Source organism: Bacillus sp. 5mfcol3.1 (genome assembly GCF_900114335.1).
GTDB lineage: Bacteria > Bacillota > Bacilli > Bacillales > Bacillaceae_G > Bacillus_A > Bacillus_A thuringiensis_S.
This window is the reverse complement of the sequence record NZ_FOST01000002.1, coordinates 668922-686237: the sequence shown is the minus strand read 5'-3', so window position 1 is coordinate 686237 and position 17316 is coordinate 668922. Positions and strand designations below refer to the sequence as shown.

Genomic DNA, 17316 nt, shown 5'->3' with positions numbered 1-17316 from the left:
ATAACTCCCCCTAAACCTCTATGCAAAAATTTATTCTACTATTCTATTAACCTGCTACATCTGTCGCTTTTCCAGTTGTACCACGAATTTGTTCTGCTGTATGAATTGGATAATTTTTAAATAAAAGTAATCCAATATAACCTGAAATAATACCAGTTATAATAATACATAAGAATCTTAGCATTATTTTCATTAAAAAATGATATAAGATAATCCACAATAAAGTCTGGTAGCAATCCAAAGTTTAACACAGAAGCCATTGCAAGGATAGCATAAACAAGCGATATCTTTCCTATTATAATTCTCATGTTACTCTCTCATGGTTTAGTCAACTTCACTTGTTACGATAATAACTAAAAAGCATGTGACTTATCATAAATTATAATCTGCCCTCATTATAGCTTGTTTTTTATAAAACGCTTACTTTTGTTGAATTTTAAAAGTTCTGAATAAAAGTCCATTCCTGCTATTTGTATCACTTGTATGTCATCTGACTTATATAACAGTTTTTCTAAATAATCATTATTTCGTATTTTTATCGTATATATTCAAACCATTCTAATTTTCTGTATCATCCAAGTATAAGTATAAAATAATAACAGTTTTATTTTTAAATTTTTTTAGACATAAAAAAATGGTAACCCATCGTTACCATTTTTTACAAAATTATTATTTTTCTACTGGGAATGATTTCAAATCTGTCGCTATTTCTGTATTAGCAAACAACTCTCTTGCCTCTTTCAATAATTCCTTATATGTATCTCCTTGATAGCGAGAACTAATGTGAGTTAAGATTAATCGCTTCGCATTTGCCTGAAGTGCAATGCTCGCAGCTTGCTTAGATGTGGAATGAAAATAATCATGCGCTTGTTGCTCATCTTCTGCTGCGAAAGTCGCTTCATGGACAAGTACATCTGCATCTTGCGCAAGCTCCCTACTCGCTTCGCAATATCGCGTATCACCTAAGATAGTAATAATTCTTCCTTTTTGAGGTGGGCCGATAAACTCATTTCCATTTAATATCGTGCCATCCTCTAATTCAACTACTTCTCCATCCTTTAAACGTTTAAAGATTGGACCTGGTTTCACACCCATCTCAAGCAACTTATTAACTAAAAGAGCACCTTGTATATCTTTCTCTACAATACGATATCCAAAACATTCTATACCGTGTGACAATCTTTTCGTTTCTACATAAAATTCATTATCTTCAAATACGGTACCTTCTTCTGTTATCTCCACAACTTCAAGTGGATATTTCACATGTGTCGTACTTACCGATAATGCCACTTCAATAAATTGTTTAATTCCTTTCGGTCCATACACCGTTAAAGGCGTAGTTCCTCCTTGAAATGAACGGCTACCTAATAAACCAGGCAATCCAAAAATATGATCGCCATGTAAATGCGTAATAAATATTTTTTCAATGCGGCGCGGACGTACAGATGTATGTAATATTTGATGTTGCGTGGCCTCGCCACAATCAAATAACCAAGTTTGTCCTCGTTCTTCTAACAATTGTAAAGCAATTGCTGAAACGTTCCTTCCTTTTGAAGGAACACCTGCACCAGTTCCTAAAAATACAAATTCCACTTTCTTTCCTCCAGCTCTAAATATACTCTATCTCTCATCTTACGGAATGTTATTTCAAATGGCAAATTGAATTTACATAACCAATCATCTAGACAACTATATAGCACGAACGTTATACTCAAAAAATTTAGCGATCGTTCGTGTTTTGTGTTAAAATGATTATACTACATTTTAAGGGAGCGTTTTATTATGAAAGAAGTATTTCGTTTACAAACTGATTTTTCATCTTCATTTGATCGCTGGGTAAGTTCTTTCGTGTCTGATCACCCAGCACAATTAGAATGGACAACTTTAAAGGAATTAATCCATGAATATACAACATCACATACAAATGATACGTTACCAGCATATATTTCTTCAGCTTTAACATATTACGCCCAACGCGTTTCAACTACAAACAGTTCAGAGATTGTTATTTTTGAAAACCCTACAATCTCGTAATCTATAATAAAAAAGCACTGGTTACAGTGCTTTTTTATTTATACTTATTTAGCAAATGATTATATTCCGTCCAAAAGTCTGTATACATACTTTGATCAAACTCATCTAAAATTATCTTTTCATTTGATTTATTGAATAATTCTTTTGCTTGTAGTGCAAAAGAAAGAATTTGTTTTCTATATTCATTTTCATTTACTTCTATATGAAGCCCTTCATAGTATATAGCCTTTTGATCAGTAGAAATAACTTTGACAAAATCCTTTAAAACCACATTTTCACCTATATGGTTTATAGTCCAATGAATTGAAATTGGGCATCCTAACATGAGCATAGTGCCACATCCATGCAAAATAAGCCCCTCTTCATTTTCAATATCACAAATATATTCTTTATCTAAAGTTCGTAACAGAGCTAAAGCTGATTCACTTATTCCCCATTCCTCATCCATACCTGTTTGTGTAATAATCGTTCCATCCACATTTAAATAAATTTCCCCGTGAGAACATAAATCTTCCTGCTCATTAAACAACCACTTTTGATTCTCAATATTTATAATAAAATTTTGTGGTACCATTACAAATTCCCCTTTTATAAAAATATTTATTTTCCACATTATTTATAATTAATATCATGTATTTCATCCCATATATCTATTATAAATCCATTTAATATTTTAAAAACACAGATAAAAAAGATATTGACACTACGATTTTACAGTGCTAACATTCAACATGTAATTGAATATGGTCTCTGTTAGGTGAGGCTCCTGTATAGAGAAACGCTGCTGCCCAAAAATGTCGAGAGACGCCAATGGGTCAACAGGAAAGGTCGGAATGAAGGCCTTTTTTAACGTAGCTGGTTTCAGTACCTATGCTATACAGTGCTAAAACTCAACGAGGGAGAGGTGCATGTATTTTGTCATACACAAAAACTGTTTTTATTTATGTCTACTAGCAGTCTTTGTTGTGGACTCTTTTAACTGCGAATTCAGACCTTTACTCGTTTTGAGTAAAGGTCTTTTTACGTCTATATGCACCTTACTATGAAACAAACATAGCATATTCAGAAACTACTAAATTGTACGGAGGTGAGGAACAGTTGGCAATTGATGATTCGGCCCAGATACCCATACGTTTTACATTCATATTTCATCATGTAGGTAGGAAAGAAACTGTTCCTCACCATTTCAAATAGTTAGTTAGGTAACAGATTGTTTCCTCCTTCATGACAGAGGAGGAACTACCGATGTTTAATTTACAAAGACAAGAAACAAAGCATGCTTATGAGCAAGATAGCATGAAAACAAATAACGAATTATTAGTGGAGGTTGCAACACAAGATGTAATCTCTGCGTTAAAACTTCTAGAAACAACACAAGATGGATTATCTAAACAAGAAGTGGCTCGTAGACTTTCTTTATACGGTCCGAACGAAATAGCTCATAATAAAATGGCGCCGTGGTACATTCAATTTCTGCTGGCATTTAAAAATCCATTTATTTTCGTTTTATTAGCTCTTGGAGCACTCTCCTTTTTCACAGATGACATACAAGGAACAATTGTCGTATCTGCAATGGTACTACTTAGTGCAACGATTCGGTTTTCCCAAGAATTTCGTTCTCAAAAAGCTGCCGATAAGTTAAAGGCTATGGTTCGAACAACTGCGAGCGTATTTAGAATAAATGGATTTGTACATGAAACAAAAAATGTAACGAATTTAAATCGAAATTACACAACAGAAATTCCAATTGAAGAGCTTGTACCTGGCGATATTATTTCCCTTTCAGCTGGTGATATCGTTCCAGCTGATGTGCGTGTTGTATCCGCTAAAGATTTATTTGTTAATCAATCTTCTTTGACAGGGGAAGCACTTCCTATAGAAAAATACGAACACTGCTACCATACAGAAAATAAGCATATCTTACCGAAAAACATGAAAAAAAATTACAATCCACTCGATATGGAAAACCTTTGCTTCATGGGAACAAATATTGTAAGTGGTAGCGCAAAAGCTGTTGTCATCTCAACAAGTACCGATACGTATTTCGGCTCTTTAGCAAATAAGGTAATCGGAAAGCGTGTAGAAACAAGCTTTGATAAAGGTGTAAACAAAGTAAGCTGGCTCTTAATTACATTCATGCTTATTATGGCGCCTATCGTCCTTCTCATTAACGGATTCACAAAGGGAGATTGGCAAGAAGCTTTCTTCTTCGCTATTGCCGTTGCTGTTGGTCTTACACCTGAAATGTTACCAATGATTGTAACTGCTAATTTAGCTAAAGGTGCCGTTAACATGTCTAAACAAAAAGTAATTGTAAAACAGCTAAATTCTATTCAAAACTTAGGTGCTATGAACATTCTTTGTACAGATAAAACCGGAACTTTAACAGAAGATAAAGTTGTCCTTGTTCGTCACTTAGATTCTAGTGGAAATAAATGCAATCGTGTCTTGCAATTTGCCTATTTAAATAGTTTCTATCAAACTGGATTGAAAAACTTAATAGATAAAGCTGTTATTAAGCATACAGAGGAAAACAATACATTTGACCCATCAGCTTTTCAAAAGCTAGATGAAATTCCATTCGATTTCGCCCGCCGGCGTATGTCAGTCATCGTAAAAGATATTTCAGGTGAACATACAATGGTTTGTAAAGGTGCCGTAGAAGAAATTTTATCAATTTGCAACTACACTGAAGTGGATAAAAAAATCGTTACACTCACTGAGGAAATACGCTCAAATGTCAAAAAACTAAGCGAGACATTGAATAGTGAAGGTATGCGGGTTATTGCTGTGGCTTATAAAAAAGATAGAAACATAAATGATAAAGAGTACGCAGTAAAAGACGAAACTGATATGATTCTCGCTGGATATATCGGCTTTTTAGATCCACCGAAACCATCTGCAGCAGCTGCAATTCAAGCATTACAAAAGCATGGTGTACAAGTAAAAATTTTAACTGGCGATAACGAAATTGTTACACGAAAAGTTTGTAAAGAAGTTGGATTAGATATCGGCGAACCAATCCTCGGTTACGAGATTGATTCTTTACCAGATAAAGCATTAGCAAAACTTGCTGAAGAAACGACTGTATTTGCGAAGCTTAATCCAATGCAAAAATCTCGCATTATACACGCATTACAAGGAAACAGACACACTGTAGGTTACATGGGAGACGGCATTAACGATGCTGTAGCATTACGTGAAGCTGATGTCGGAATATCTGTTGATACTGCTACTGATATTGCGAAAGAAGCTTCTGATATTATTCTACTCGAAAAAAGTTTAACTATATTAGAAGCCGGGATTGTAGAAGGACGTACTACATTCGGAAATATTTTAAAATATATTAAGATGACAGCTAGCTCTAACTTCGGTAATGTGTTTAGCGTGTTAGTAGCAAGTGCTTTCATTCCTTTTTTACCGATGCTTGCCATTCATCTTTTAATTCAAAACTTACTTTATGATATTTCACAACTTTCTATTCCATGGGACAAAATGGATAAAGAGTTTCTAGAAAAACCCCGAAAATGGGATACTGCAAACTTACGAAACTTCATTATTTGTATCGGCCCAATTAGTTCCATATTTGATATTATCACATACGTAGTCATGTGGAATGTATTTGGCGCAAATACACCGAGCGAGCAATCATTATTCCAGTCCGGTTGGTTTGTGGTTGGATTGTTAACTCAAACTTTAATTGTTCACATGATACGAACACAGAAGATTCCATTTATTCAAAGCACTGCATCAACACCCGTCGTTTTATTAACCGCTCTTATTATGGCAATCGGGATTTATATTCCATTCTCACCACTTGGTGCAGCCGTTGGTTTACAAGCATTGCCACTTAGCTACTTCCCTTGGTTAGTAGGAATACTATTAGGCTACGCTTTTTTAACACAATTCCTGAAAAAGCTTTATATTAAAAAGTTTCATAGCTGGTTGTAAAAATAAGAATGAGTGGGTATTCCCCGCTCATTCTAAAAGACATAACACATATTTATATATGGAGGTGACCATGATGGTATGGTACGACATTATATTCAGATTAGTTATAGCAATTATTGTAGGAGCTTGCATCGGAATGGAAAGACAATGGAGACATCGAATGGCTGGGTTACGGACAAATGCTCTCGTATCACTTGGTGCCTGTATATTTGTTTTATTATCCGTCATGCTTGATCATGATGCTAGCCCCTCACGCATTGCTGCTCAAGTCGTTAGTGGCATTGGTTTTTTAGGGGGTGGCGTTATTATCCGCGATGGTTTTAGTATTAGAGGGCTAAATACGGCAGCTACTTTATGGTGTGCAGCTGCTGTCGGTACTCTTACAGGCGCCGGTTTCCTCGTTGCAGCTATATTAGGTGCAGCCGGCGTGTTACTAGCAAATATACTTCTTCGCCCAATTGCTCTTTTTATGAATAAAAAATCAAAAGAAGAATCACCTGAACAAACGAACTACTTACTTTCCCTTACTTGTTCAGAAGAAACTGAAGCACATATTCGTTTTTTACTTATGCATATGGTAAGTACAGAAGGGCTCAGTTTAAAAGAGTTGTATAGTGAAGATGTAGATTCTAATCAAAAAGTTTGTATACAGGCTATATTACATTGCAAGACAAATGCAGCTATCTTAATTGAAAAAATAGTAAGTAGAATGCTATTAGAATCTGGCGTTACTGGAGCTGGATGGAAGACTTCTTTAGATTTAGAAGCGAGTTAAATAGGAAAGGTGTCATGATTTTTACTACTTCATGACACCTTCTACATAAATTTATTTTCTAACTTTTGTTGAAACGACTTCTCTTGCTTACGTAGTAGTTGACTACCTCGTTGTAAAAGCAGTGTTCCATACTTATCATTAATTTGATCAATGACAGCAAGTAGCGGTTCTTTTTTTGCATCCTCTTCAAATGAAAACAAATCTAATTGTTTCACCGATTCTGTCTTCCACTCTATTTCAGTAGCTGTAACACCTAGTAAACGAACGGAATCACCATCCCAATGTTGCTTCCATAAACGGGATGCTGCTTGAAAAATATCGCGTTCTTCCCAAATCGCATTTTTCAATTGCTTACTCCGTGTTACTGTTCGTCTATCATGGTATTTAATCATAATTTGAATATTATAGCTGACAAGGGTTCGCTTTTGTAACCTTTTACTCACTGACTTTGATAAACGTTCTAACATATCAAGTAATTCTTTCTCTTCATCCATATCCTTTGAAAAAGTCATCGAGTTACCGACACTTTTATGCTGTCCCATTTGACTCGGATCCACTTCCCTATCATCCATACCTTTTGCACGCCTTTGCAAATCAACACCGTGCTTGCCAATTTTAGCGCGAATGATATGCTCGTCTCCCTTTGCCAACTGTTCAATTGTCTGTATATGAATATCATTTAATTTTTCAGCTGTTTTCTCACCAATTCCATGCATTGCTCCAACTGGACGTGGCCAAATCAGTTCTGGAATATCGCGTTTTCGAAGCACGGTAATACCAAGTGGTTTTTTCATATCTGAAGCGGTCTTTGCTAGGAAAAGATTTGGAGCGATTCCAATACTACACGGAAGCTGCAACTCTGTTAATAGTGCTTGTTGAATCATCTTTGCTATTTCAAGAGGAGAACCAAGTGCGTAGCAATCTGTAATATCTAAATATCCTTCATCTATTGAGACTGGTTGTATCTTTTCTGTAAAACGGGAAAGGACTTGAAACATTTGAAATGAAGCTTCGCGATATAATGTGAAATTAGGACGCCTTACAACTAATTGCGGGCATAACCTTTTCGCTTCCCAAAGGGGCATCGTCGTACGTATTCCGTATTCTCTCGCCTCATAACTACATGTTATGATAATTCCTTTTCTCTCTTTTTCATTTCCAGCAACCGCTAATGGCTTTCCTTGTAATGATGGATCATGAGCAATTTCAACAGATGCGAAAAAGCAATTCATATCTACATGTAAAATTACACGACCATTTTTCGGATACATTTCTCGCATAGTACTCACTCCCTAATCAGAACGTTCGTTCTTTTATTATATCAAATTTTGCACAATAGTTATAATAATTACTTGTTCTTTTTTATAATCCATATAAAGAGGATACACATGTGAAAGAGGCTGATTATGGTGAAATTAACTATATGTTCCTTGTAGTTATATTAATCATCATAATTATTTACTCCTTCCAATTTTCAACATGAATACGTTTGGATTTTTCTCTCGTCTAATATTATATACTGCTATGATTTTTCTTGTATTGGCTTATACGCCTTGTAAAAACAATCGAATCAAAATAAAAAGCGTGTAAATCACAATTGATTTACACGCTTTTTCTATTCTATTACTTCGCTACTTCTTCAATAATTGCAACAACTAATTCTGCTGTTTTTGCTAACTCTTCAACAGGAATCTTCTCGTTTGTTGTATGAATTTCTTCATAACCAACTGCCAAGTTAACTGTTGGGATACCGTGTCCTGCAATTACATTTGCATCACTTCCGCCACCACTTTGGTGAAGAGAAGGTGTACGACCAATTTTTTCAGCTGCACGTTTTGCAACTTCTACAACGTGATCGCCATCAGCAAATTTAAATCCTGGGTACATAACGTTTACTTCAACGTCTGCATGACCACCCATTTCTTTTGCAGTTGTTTCAAATGCTTCTTTCATTTTCGCAACTTGTGCTTCCATTTTCTCATTGATTAAAGAACGAGCTTCTGCAAAGATTTGTACATGATCGCAAACGATATTCGTTTGTGTACCACCTTCAAAACGTCCAATGTTTGCAGTCGTTTCAGAGTCAATGCGACCAAGTGGCATCTTCGCAATTGCTTTCGCTGCGATAGTAATTGCAGATACACCTTTCTCCGGTGCTACACCAGCGTGAGCTGTTTTCCCGCGAATAATTGCGTTCACTTTCGCTTGTGTTGGAGCTGCAACAACGATTTCACCAACTTTTCCATCGCTATCTAATGCGTAGCCATACTTCGCTGTAATACGCTCACGATCTAAAGCTTTTGCACCAACAAGACCTGATTCTTCTCCGACTGTAATAATAAATTCAATTTTACCGTGAGAGATATTTTTCTCTTTTAAAACACGGATTGCTTCGAACATTGATGCTAATCCAGCTTTATCATCCGCGCCCAAAATTGTTGTACCATCTGATACGATATATCCATCTTTAATAGAAGGCTTAATTCCATTACCAGGAACTACTGTATCCATATGAGAAGTAAAGTAGATTGTATCAACACCATCTTTTGTTGCTGGTAAAGTACAAATTAAGTTACCTGCACCATGACCAGTTACAGCCATTGTGTCATCTTCAAATACTTCTACACCTAAATCTGTAAATTTCTTCGTTAATACTTTGCAGATTTCTGCTTCAAATTTCGTTTCAGAATCTACTTGTACTAATTCCATAAATTCATTTACTAAACGTTCTTGATTAATCATAAGACTGCGCCTCCTGCACTACCATTATGTATGTAACACTATTAATTATAACAGAATTTCGCAAAAGTTTCGAAATACAAGACAAAAAACAGATGGTTTACATGTCTAGATAACCATCTGCTTTCTATTACTCATTTAACAATACCCAGCGCATATGATCCTCCCACACGCCATTTACCATTAACATCTTCCTAGACACGCCTTCATATTGAAAGCCTATCTTCGTCACTACTTGTATAGATGCTAAATTACGAGGCATAATCGGAGCTTCTATACGATGTAACTGAAATCCCTCAAAAGCAACTTGAATTGCTTTTCTAAGCGCTTCTGTCGTATACCCTTTGTTTAACTCTGCTTTATCTAATTTATAACCGAGTACACAAGATTGATAAATGCCACGAACGATTAAATTAAATGAAATACACCCAATTATTTTCGTATCATCACCCTTTTTAAAAATCCATAGTCTGATGATTTTCCCTTCTTCGAACTCTTTGCTATCCTTTTGCAACTTTTTCTTTTGATAATCTAGCGTAAAAAAATCATCCGGTCTATACTCTTCCCAAGCTTTTAAAAACTCACGATTTCTGTCGTAATATTGAAGAACTGTTTCAGCATACGACTCATCAATTTCCTTTAAATATAAACGATCTGTTTCGTATATTTTCATCATCGTATCTCCATTCTTCAGCTTGCCCAACTAAAAATTAACAATATACCCTTTTACTATATTCTCTACACACACTCAAATTTCCTGTTATATTTTGCAACCCCTTCCCGAATTTTGTCCTTACTCTCCCCTTGTCCATAATTTCATTTCTCGTTACAATGAAATTGTACTGATTTGCAAGGAGGTATAACGATGCATAAAAAAGCTCAAAAAATTATGGTTTATGTGATGCTAATTTCTATGCTTATAACAACATTACTTGCTGGCGCGAGTATGTTTTGGTAAAAAGGGCGATGTGTTCGTCCTTTTTTTACTTTTTACACATGACAAAATAAACCATCTCGACATCGAGATGGTTTATTTTATATAAAACACAATCGCTACAATACTAAAGGAAAATGACATTACAAGTGCTATTACAAAACTTGTATATTGTTTCTGCTGAAATGCCCCAATAACAAAAGTGAGATTAAGTAATGCCATACATACAATCGCTACAAGATAAGAACATATATTAAAAGTTGCCAATATGAATGTAATAACAAATAGAAATCCCATAAAAAACTGCATATACGAAAGTTTTGGATTCAAGTACATATAAGCAACCCCTTTATCTAATTTTATCTTTCTATACTTTCATTAACGCATGGTTATGTACACATGTCAAGACAACTTATTACAATAGAAAAAGCCAACCTTTTCGTTGGCTTCTTCATATGCAACGGCTCCTTTTTCTTTTGCCAATTGCTGAAATGATTTTTTCGATTTCACAATCCATACTTTCGTTCCAATTGGAATACGATCAAACAAATATTCCACATCGTTTTTCTTCATTCTTATACATCCTTGTGAAATATACTTTCCAATTGAACTCGGTTGGTTTGTTCCATGTATTCCATATTTACTTCCATCAGTTCCTCTTGCATTAAATCCAATCCACCTGGATCCAAGTGGATTTTTTGGCGATCCACCTGGAATATCCTTCGCAATGTAATACGGATCCTTCGCTTTCATTACAACATCAAAAGTTCCTTCTGGAGTTAATTCATTCGTTTTCCCTGTCGCTACTGGAAAAACCTTTTGAATCTTTCCATCGTCAATGTAAGCTAATTTATTCGTTGCTTTATTTACAATAATAAAAGGATCTCCGGCACGTGGATTATCCCCAAGAGGCCAAATCGGTGATAAAGAAAGACATAATATGATAGAGAGAAGATACGGCATAAATAATTCCTACCTTCTATATAAGTTCTTTTATATTATCCTTTCCCTTAAAGCGACTTTTAATGAGTAAATATTGTTCCATTTCATACACAAGTTGAACAAGTTTCGCACGTATCTCAAATTCTTCGCGTGTAGCTGGCAATGGCATGTCTCTAAATAATTCCCTCATTTCTTGAAGCTGCCTTAAGGAAATAACGCCTGTACTCTCAGGGCTAATAGCATTACCAATGTTTTCAACAACATCTGCAATCATGTCAGCTTGTTCATACGTCCACGATAAAGAAGCTGCTAATGGTATCATTCGCTCTAAAATTTCAAATTGTTGCATACGCATATTAAAATAACGATAGTAATAATCATCTTCTCGCATAAATGCATTCTCAAGTTTTTTAAACGATAAATCTCTTGCTTCATTTAACATATTCTCGGTTTCAATGAGTTCTGCTCCACTCCAACTACTTTCTCGATTTCGTAAATACACAACCATTTCAAACAAAATCGTTTTAAAATTACTCTCTATTTTATCCTGATACTCTTTTAGCTTATTTTCACTACTCGGCATATACATATTTACTAATAACGCCACGCTAATTCCTATTGTTAATATAGCAATTTCATTTCCAACTATAAGCCATGTAATTTGCTTCAATGAATATAGATGCATAACAATAACTGAACTCGTGACAATACCTTCTTGAATTTTAAGCATTACTGCAGTCGGAATAAATGTAAGTAACAATATGCTAATTGCAAGTGGTGTATAGCCGATCGTTTCAAAAATACAAAACGCGAATACCATTGATAATACACACGCTAGAAAACGATGTAACGACACTTGAAGCGATTTGCGCTTCGTATTTTGTACACATAAAATAACTAAAATACCTGCTGAACTATAAAATTCTAATCCTAATAACTGAGCAATAAAAACTGCCGCGCCTGTCCCTATTGCTGTTTTTACTGTACGGTATCCAATTTTGAACATATCATTGCTCCTATATGTATAAACGTATTTACAGCTAGTATAAAAAAAGGATGACACAATGTCATCCTTTTCTACTTATTATTCACATAACCTTTTCATATTACAATATTTTTTGTAAAAATTGTTGCGCACGTTCACTTTTCGGCGCTGCAAAAAATTCTTCTGGCGCACTATCTTCTACAAGCTTTCCTCCGTCCAAGAAAAGAACACGATCTGCCACTTCTTTTGCAAAGCCCATTTCATGTGTAACAATAGCCATCGTCATTCCTGTCGTAACTAACGATTTCATAACTTCTAACACTTCTTTCACCATCTCTGGATCTAGCGCCGATGTCGGTTCATCAAATAACATAACTTCCGGTTCCATCGCTAACGCTCTTGCAATTGCTACACGTTGCTTTTGTCCTCCCGACAAACGATTCGGATACGTATTTTTTTTATCTACTAATCCAACCTTTTCTAAAAGTTTCTCAGCTTTCTTTTCAGCTTCTTGCTTCGTTACCCCTTTTACATTGATAGGGGCATACGTAATATTTTCTAATACAGTCATATGAGGAAATAAGTGAAAATGCTGAAATACCATACCGACATTTTCACGAACATGCATAACATTCGTTTTCGGATTCGTTACTTCTTCCGTTCCAATCCAAATGTGACCATCCGTTGGTGCTTCTAACATATTCATACAACGTAAAAATGTTGATTTTCCTGATCCAGAAGGTCCTATAATTGCAACTACTTCCCCTTTTTCAATCGTTGTTGTAATTCCTTTTAATACTTCGTTTTTACCAAATGATTTATGAAGGTTTTCAATTTTAATCACTTTTCTTCATTCTCCCTTCAATTGCCTTCCCGACTAATGTAAGAATAATGACTAACATATAATAAATCAGTCCAACAAAAAGTAATGGTTCAAGATATTTAAATGTCTCACCGCCTACAATGTAAGCACGACGCATTAAATCAGTCGCGCCTATTACTGTTACTACAGCTGATTCTTTCGTAAGTGTCGCAAATTCGTTCACAAGCGCTGGTAATATATTTTTTAATGCTTGAGGGAAAATAATATTTCTCATCATTTTTCCGTATGGTATCCCTAAAGCCATTGCTGCTTCTGTTTGTCCTTTATCAACTGCTTGAATACCAGCACGAATTACTTCTGACATGTATGCACCTGAATTCAAGCTAAATGCAAGTACAGCTGCTAAGAATGCTGGTATTTCATAACCAATTATTTGCGGGACACCGAAATAAATAATCATTAATTGCAATACAAGTGGTGTACCACGAAAAATTGATGTATAAAAATCTGCTGCTATATTTAATGCTCGTATTCTAGCAATTTTACAAAGTGCTAATAACGTTCCTAAAATAAATCCTGCTAAAGCTGATACCGCTACAATTTTCAAAGTAACTTCTAAACCTTTTAGTATATATGGTATCGAAGGCGTAATCGCCGAAAAATCTAAGTTCATTCTTTTCATTCCCCTCACAGAAAAGTGAAAGGCAGCTTATTTTCCGCTGCCAAACCATTTCTTCACTAATTTATCCATTTCTCCATTTTCTTGCATTTTTTTAATTACTTTATTAAATTCAGCTGTTTTATCACTGTTTTTCGGAAGGGCAATTGCTGCTCCAACTTCTTCTGGCGCTTCTTTAATTTCAATTCCTTGTAAATCTTTCATTTTCTCTAAATAATTTTTAGCAACTGTGTCTTCTATAATTGCAGCGTCAAAACGACCAGCTTTAATTTCTTGTACGATTTCTGGTATACGGTCACGTCCCTCAACTTGGAAATCTACTTGTTTTTTAAATTCTGCCGCTTTCTCTTCTTGAATAGATCCTGTTTGTACCCCTACTTTTTTCCCTTTTAAATCCTCTACAGATTTAATGTTAGAATCCTTTTTAGAAACAACCATATTTTTCGCAACAAAATAAATATCTGTAAAATCAACATTATTTTTACGCTCTGCAGTTGGCGTCATGCCTGCCATTACGAAATCAACTTTTCCTGAACTAAGAGATGCTAATAAACCACCAAAATCCATATCTTTCACTTTCACTTCATACCCAAGTTCTTTTCCGATATATTTAGCAACATCAACATCAAAACCAATAATTTCATCACTTTTTGAAGCTTCCACGTATTCATATGGTTTATAATCTGCTGAAGTCCCCATTACGAGTACTTTCTTATTTCCTTTTGTTTCTTTCGATTCCCCATTACTACAAGCGCTGAATATACTTACAATTAAAATAAGTGCAAACGATATTGATACTAACTTCTTCATCTTTCTTCCCCCTAATAATGTATATTTAAAAGTTTAATAGAATATTTATTCGATGTTTGTATTGTATCAGCACTTTTATTTTTATGCAATATATAAAATAAAAATAAATAATAAAACAATATAAATGCTATTTGTTATGTATAAAACAATGCATAAAATAACATAACTATGCATATCTCTGAAATTTTAATAATAAATAAAAAAGGCGGCACATCCACTTGATTGTGGACGTGCCGCCTTTTCTCTTATTTTTTATAGTTCTTCACAATTCTCTTCAAAATATGATTGTAGTTTCGCAATAACTTGCATCGGTTCATGACCTTCAATTTCATGACGCTCTACCATCGTTACAATTTTTCCATCTTTTAATAAAGCAAATGATGGAGAAGAAGGTGGGTACCCTTCGAAATATTCACGCGCTCTTGCTGTCGCTTCTTTATCTTGACCTGCAAACACCGTTACAAGGTGGTTAGGACGTTTATCATAATGTACGGAATGCGCAGCAGCAGGACGAGCAATACCACCTGCACAACCACATACAGAGTTTACCATTACAAGTGTTGTTCCATTTCTTTTAAACGCTTCTTCTACCGCTTCTGGCGTCGTCAATTCTGTATATCCAGCAGAGACAATCTCTTCACGCGCTTGGCGGACAACATCATTCATAAAAAAGTTAAAATTAATCACTCTTTTCCCTCCTCTAAAACTACCTATTTGTATCTTACCAGTTAATGTTTATGAAATACAAGTAAGTTTACTTGTATTTAAGTATAGAAAAGGTGTTAGAGCAATTGCTCTAACACCTTTTCTTTAATGACCACGATGTTTTTGCTTTGCTTTTTGTACTTTAATTAAACGTCTTCTTTCTTTTTCAGCTTCTCGCTTCTCCTTAGACTGCACTTTCTTTTCTTGTTTATGCAATTCATAAGATAAACTAATCGCCTCTTGCGCCTTAGTAAAACGTTTAACATTTGTTTCTTTTGCTGCTTGTCGTATGATACGCTTTATGTTTTTAGGACGCTGTTTTTCTTTAACTTCTACACCACATTTTGCAAAATGCTGAAAATGCTCTAAAAGTGAACTATTCACAAACATAAGCACTTCTTCATCTGACGGTTCCGCTCCAAAAATATACCTTGCTCCATACAATTTCCCTTGTTCTTTACATGTAATGATTCCAACAAAAAATTGGCCATCGTGATATACTGTCAACTCCATTGACAGCCCCTCCTTTAAAAAATTAGAAATACGGGACATCCCGGAGGGGAAGGTTACTGACATGAAATCATGCGTCTGGACTACCAACCAGAGCTGTGTTTTTGTATTTATTTCACTTTTATTATATCTTTTTTTCCATAATCTTCATATATTCAACAATCATTTTTTTATGCGATCCTACAATATAGTCAGGTAGTTCTGTTACTGAAAAGAATTTAAGCTGAACAGCTTCTTCTTTATTCATAACAAAATCCCCTTCGTATTCATCCGTATAATAGGCGGTTGTTACAGATTGAAATTCATCACCATTTGCTAATTTTGTAAAGTAGTTCGCTCCAGAAAATACATTGATTAGTCGCAAGTTCTTCACTTTTATTCCTGTCTCTTCATATACTTCACGATAAGCTGTTTCTTCTGGTGATTCACTAAGCTCCATTAGCCCGCCAGGTAGCCCCCATTTTCCGTACGGCTCTGTCCGCTGCTGCAATAAAACATAACCATTTTCATCTATAACGAGTACAACAGCACCAACTAAAATTAAAGGGCGATGACCAACTATTTTTCGTAATTCTTCTACATATCCCACCGTATCGCCTCCTTTTTCGTTGTCCACACTATTGTATCATATGTACGAAACGACAAAATGCGTATATTTTTCATTTTTTTAACAAAATATTTATTTTATGTGATTCATCTACTGTAGCTAACATAATGGATTCGACTTCTGTACTCTCCTCTAGAAATTCTCTCGCCCACGCTTCTGTTTTTCCTAATAATGCAAGAACATCTTTCTGAATCCTCCCATCCTTTACTAATACAAAAGAAACTGGAGATTTTCTTCCCGCCACTTTAAGATCAAGCCGCGAAACTGCTTCATATTCTGGATACCGAAATATAGAAACGACACCGTTCGCTTCCCATAATGCTAATTTAATCGTTTGAATATCGCTCACATTTCGCATACGAAGTTCCGAAAACAAATATTCCATGGTAATTCTCGCCTTTTTCAAATTGCTAAAATCAATGGAACCATTATGTATAAGAATGATAGGTGCTGGCTCTAAAAAGCGTCTCCATCTATCCCATTTCAGCATTAAAACTGAGCTTATAATATGAAGTACAACGAGTATGAACGTTGTAATCATCGAGCCCAGTAACCCTACTTTTTCATCAGACAATGCGTTAGAAACATTCCCACCAAGCAATAACACTAATACAACATCTAAAAAACGAAGTTGTGCGATAGACCTTTGCCCCATTGCTTTCGCAACTAATATTAAAAATATGTATGCTATAATAGCCCGAATAACCCATTCACTATTAGAAAGATGCCGTGCTCCTTCAAAAATATGCATATGCATCACTTTGCACTCCTTACCCGTCTCAAACTGCTATCCTGTTTTAGTTTGCAACGTTTATGAGCATA

20 protein-coding genes and 1 riboswitch are annotated in these 17316 nt (G+C 35.2%); of the genes, 4 read left to right on the top strand and 16 right to left on the bottom strand.

The window, feature by feature from the left end; genetic code table 11:
• Window positions 1-46: 46 nt before the first annotated feature.
• Complete coding sequence (locus BM089_RS31365; RefSeq protein ID WP_000943432.1) at window positions 47-184, bottom strand: hypothetical protein; 138 nt, start codon at window positions 182-184, stop codon at window positions 47-49.
• Window positions 185-669: 485 nt separating this feature from the next.
• Entirely contained in the window at window positions 670-1593 is a 924-nt protein-coding gene (rnz, locus tag BM089_RS12965; protein ID WP_090977105.1) for a ribonuclease Z, read from the bottom strand.
• Between the two features lie 189 nt (window positions 1594-1782).
• On the opposite strand from rnz, the gene BM089_RS12960 reads away from it, so the two are divergent.
• On the top strand, window positions 1783-2034 hold the full coding sequence (locus BM089_RS12960) for a DUF3932 family protein (protein WP_000665709.1): 252 nt from the start codon (window positions 1783-1785) through the stop codon (window positions 2032-2034).
• A 34-nt stretch (window positions 2035-2068) separates the two neighbouring features.
• Here BM089_RS12960 and BM089_RS12955 read toward each other — a convergent pair whose 3' ends face one another.
• A complete protein-coding gene (locus tag BM089_RS12955; RefSeq protein WP_090977103.1) occupies window positions 2069-2608 on the bottom strand; it encodes a hypothetical protein in 540 nt (179 codons plus the stop codon).
• A gap of 168 nt (window positions 2609-2776) precedes the next feature.
• Window positions 2777-2944, top strand: a riboswitch (M-box (ykoK) riboswitch).
• A gap of 335 nt (window positions 2945-3279) precedes the next feature.
• Here BM089_RS12955 and mgtA point away from each other — a divergent pair.
• Both mgtA and BM089_RS12945 read left to right on the top strand, forming a co-directional pair.
• A complete protein-coding gene (gene mgtA, locus BM089_RS12950; RefSeq protein WP_000482681.1) occupies window positions 3280-5985 on the top strand; it encodes a magnesium-translocating P-type ATPase in 2706 nt (901 codons plus the stop codon).
• A 73-nt stretch (window positions 5986-6058) separates the two neighbouring features.
• Entirely contained in the window at window positions 6059-6760 is a 702-nt protein-coding gene (locus BM089_RS12945; RefSeq protein ID WP_000262339.1) for an MgtC/SapB family protein, read from the top strand.
• 41 nt (window positions 6761-6801) lie between these two features.
• On the opposite strand, the gene BM089_RS12940 is transcribed toward BM089_RS12945, so the two are convergent.
• From BM089_RS12940 to BM089_RS12925, 3 genes are all read right to left on the bottom strand, one after another.
• Window positions 6802-8040 carry a DNA polymerase IV gene (locus BM089_RS12940; protein WP_025118230.1) on the bottom strand — a complete coding sequence of 413 codons (1239 nt, stop codon included), beginning with the start codon at window positions 8038-8040 and terminating at the stop codon, window positions 6802-6804.
• Between the two features lie 343 nt (window positions 8041-8383).
• Window positions 8384-9502, bottom strand: a complete 1119-nt coding sequence (locus BM089_RS12930; RefSeq protein ID WP_000609816.1) for a tripeptidase T — start codon at window positions 9500-9502, stop codon at window positions 8384-8386.
• A gap of 127 nt (window positions 9503-9629) precedes the next feature.
• On the bottom strand, window positions 9630-10175 hold the full coding sequence (locus BM089_RS12925; RefSeq protein WP_100910393.1) for a GNAT family N-acetyltransferase: 546 nt from the start codon (window positions 10173-10175) through the stop codon (window positions 9630-9632).
• Between the two features lie 189 nt (window positions 10176-10364).
• Here BM089_RS12925 and prli42 point away from each other — a divergent pair, with 189 nt between their 5' ends.
• The gene (prli42, locus tag BM089_RS31080) at window positions 10365-10457 is read left to right on the top strand and encodes a stressosome-associated protein Prli42 (protein ID WP_175495688.1); all 93 of its coding nucleotides are present in this window, start codon (window positions 10365-10367) and stop codon (window positions 10455-10457) included.
• A 72-nt stretch (window positions 10458-10529) separates the two neighbouring features.
• On the opposite strand, the gene BM089_RS12915 is transcribed toward prli42, so the two are convergent.
• From BM089_RS12915 to BM089_RS12870, 10 genes are all read right to left on the bottom strand, one after another.
• Window positions 10530-10769 (bottom strand): DUF3894 domain-containing protein, encoded by a 240-nt coding sequence (locus BM089_RS12915; RefSeq protein ID WP_000281167.1) that lies wholly within the window; start codon window positions 10767-10769, stop codon window positions 10530-10532.
• 66 nt (window positions 10770-10835) lie between these two features.
• Window positions 10836-11396: a L,D-transpeptidase gene (locus BM089_RS12910; protein ID WP_001146564.1), complete on the bottom strand. Its 561-nt coding sequence runs from the start codon at window positions 11394-11396 to the stop codon at window positions 10836-10838.
• Between the two features lie 16 nt (window positions 11397-11412).
• Window positions 11413-12381: an aromatic acid exporter family protein gene (locus tag BM089_RS12905; RefSeq protein WP_000472671.1), complete on the bottom strand. Its 969-nt coding sequence runs from the start codon at window positions 12379-12381 to the stop codon at window positions 11413-11415.
• Between the two features lie 100 nt (window positions 12382-12481).
• Window positions 12482-13204 (bottom strand): amino acid ABC transporter ATP-binding protein, encoded by a 723-nt coding sequence (locus BM089_RS12900; RefSeq protein WP_000590203.1) that lies wholly within the window; start codon window positions 13202-13204, stop codon window positions 12482-12484.
• Complete coding sequence (locus BM089_RS12895) at window positions 13197-13856, bottom strand: amino acid ABC transporter permease (RefSeq protein ID WP_001046915.1); 660 nt, start codon at window positions 13854-13856, stop codon at window positions 13197-13199. The genes BM089_RS12900 and BM089_RS12895 overlap by 8 nt, the downstream gene beginning before the upstream one ends.
• Before the next feature lie 36 nt (window positions 13857-13892).
• Complete coding sequence (locus BM089_RS12890) at window positions 13893-14672, bottom strand: transporter substrate-binding domain-containing protein (protein WP_000737678.1); 780 nt, start codon at window positions 14670-14672, stop codon at window positions 13893-13895.
• Window positions 14673-14924: 252 nt separating this feature from the next.
• Window positions 14925-15338 (bottom strand): BrxA/BrxB family bacilliredoxin, encoded by a 414-nt coding sequence (locus BM089_RS12885; RefSeq protein ID WP_001979317.1) that lies wholly within the window; start codon window positions 15336-15338, stop codon window positions 14925-14927.
• A gap of 144 nt (window positions 15339-15482) precedes the next feature.
• On the bottom strand, window positions 15483-15890 hold the full coding sequence (locus tag BM089_RS12880; protein WP_000424203.1) for a YjdF family protein: 408 nt from the start codon (window positions 15888-15890) through the stop codon (window positions 15483-15485).
• A gap of 121 nt (window positions 15891-16011) precedes the next feature.
• Window positions 16012-16476, bottom strand: coding sequence for an NUDIX hydrolase (locus tag BM089_RS12875; protein WP_065229330.1), 465 nt, complete (start codon window positions 16474-16476; stop codon window positions 16012-16014).
• A 70-nt stretch (window positions 16477-16546) separates the two neighbouring features.
• Entirely contained in the window at window positions 16547-17251 is a 705-nt protein-coding gene (locus BM089_RS12870) for a DUF421 domain-containing protein (RefSeq protein WP_090977097.1), read from the bottom strand.
• Window positions 17252-17316 lie beyond the last annotated feature (65 nt).